This is a genomic window from Streptomyces sp. NPDC051105 (assembly GCF_040682795.1).
Taxonomy (GTDB): Bacteria; Actinomycetota; Actinomycetes; order Streptomycetales; family Streptomycetaceae; genus Streptomyces.
On record NZ_JBFBBR010000071.1, the window covers coordinates 1 to 1,429 of the forward strand.

General features: G+C 68.0%; 1 protein-coding gene. It reads left to right on the forward strand.

What is annotated here, in order from left to right; all coding sequences use genetic code 11:
* Positions 1-52 precede the first annotated feature (52 nt).
* Positions 53-1,333 carry an IS701 family transposase gene (locus tag AB0N16_RS41770; protein WP_365806031.1) on the forward strand — a complete coding sequence of 427 codons (1,281 nt, stop codon included), beginning with the start codon at positions 53-55 and terminating at the stop codon, positions 1,331-1,333.
* Positions 1,334-1,429 lie beyond the last annotated feature (96 nt).

A 1,429-nucleotide genomic window follows, 5' to 3' on the forward strand; every position in this document is an offset into this window, starting at 1 on the left:
TAGGACTCCGTTAGGTCTTCCTATCGGTGCTGATCACGAGCATGTTGGATGTGTGGACGCACACGAAGTGAGCCGGGTCCGGGCCAAGTTGGCGTTGTATGTGGCGGATGTGTTCGCGTCGGTGTCGCGCAAGGACCAGCGGGCCAAGGGCGACTGCTATCTGCGGGGCCTGATGATGGACGGCCGCCGCAAGTCGGTCCAGGCGATGGCCGCGCGGCTGCCGGACGGCAATGAGCAGAACCTGCAGCAGTTCGTGAACCAGTCGACGTGGGATCCGGTGCCGGTGCAACGGCGGATCTGTGAGCGGATGCTGCCGCTCATCAACCCGACGGCCTGGGTGATCGACGATGTGTCGGTGCCCAAGGACGGACAGATGTCGGTCGCCGTGGCGCCGCAGTACTGCGGTGCGTTGGGCAAGCGGGCGAACTGCCAGGTCGCGGTCAGTGTCCATGCCGCGACCGACACGGCGTCCTGCCCACTGCAGTGGCGGCTGTTCCTGCCCCAGGAGTGGGCGTCGGACACCGGCCGCCGGACGGTCACGCGCATTCCGCCCGAGGTCACACACCGCGAGAAGTGGCGGCTGGCGCTGGACATGCTCGACACGCTGGCCGGCTGGGGCATGACGCCGCCGGTCGTGGTGGCCGATGCGGCCTACGGCACCAACGCCCACCTGCGGACCGGACTGTCCGAGCGTGGAATGGCCTACGTCCTGGCCATCCGCTCGGATGTGAGCGCCCACCCCTTCGACGCCGAGCCCGTGGCCCCGGCGCGCAACGGGCCCGTCGGCTGCTGGCCTCAGCCGCGATACCGGCAGGCCGCACCGTCGGTGGCTGCTCTGGCTGTCAGCCTCGGGCCGGAGGCGTTCACCCCTCTCACCTGGCGAGGCGGCTCCCGAGGAGAGTTACGTTCCCGCTTCGCCGCCGTACGGGTCCGCCCCGCCGGCAAAGCTGTCGAGCGTCCGATCAGGGCTGCCGCCTCAGCTGAACAAGGCTGGTGGGACGGGATCCTGCCCGACTGCTGGCTGCTGACGGAATGGCCCGCCGACGCCGACGCACCCACTGAATACTGGCTGTCCAACCTGCCCGCCGACACCCCGATCGCCGACCTGGTCCGTCTGGCCAAGGTCCGCTGGCGCATCGAACACGACTACCGTGAGCTCAAGCACGGCCTGGGCCTGGACCACTTCGAAGGCCGCTCCTGGCCCGGCTGGCACCACCACGTCACCCTCGTGACCGCCGCCCACGCGTTCCTCACCGAGCAGCGTCTGGCCCCAAAAGTGTCCACAACGGTCTCACCCTCTACCAGATCCTCGACATCCTTCAAGACGTCCTGAGGTGCTGGACCGGCGTCTGCAGCACCTGCCACCAAGTCCTGCCCGCAAGGCCACCCACGACTCCAAGATCCAGACAGACCTAACGGAGTCCTACTA